Origin of the sequence: Pararhodobacter sp. CCB-MM2 (genome assembly GCF_001691415.1) — a bacterium.
Lineage (GTDB): Bacteria > Pseudomonadota > Alphaproteobacteria > Rhodobacterales > Rhodobacteraceae > Pararhodobacter.
Genome location: NZ_LRRR01000134.1, coordinates 1 through 253 on the forward strand (window position 1 = coordinate 1; position 253 = coordinate 253).

1 protein-coding gene is annotated in these 253 nt (G+C 63.2%); it reads right to left on the minus strand.

Going from position 1 to position 253, the window contains the following annotated elements:
* Positions 1 to 253 (minus strand): hypothetical protein (locus BCY78_RS25790; protein WP_199523214.1); only part of this gene is annotated, 253 nt, incomplete at both ends.

Sequence of the window (253 nt, forward strand, 5' to 3'; positions counted from 1 at the left end):
CGCTCAGAACCTCGTCTTCCTCAGCCGCATCAGCCGACGGAGCGCTCAGAACCTCGTCTTCCTCAACCGCATCAGCCGACGGAACGCTCAGGACCTCGTCTTCCTCAGCCGCATCAGCCGACGGAACGCTCAGAACCTCGTCTTCCTCAGCCGCATCAGCCGACGGAGCGCTCAGAACCTCGTCTTCCTCAACCGCATCAGCCGACGGAGCGCTCAGGACCTCGTCTTCCTCAGCCGCATCAGCCGACGGAAC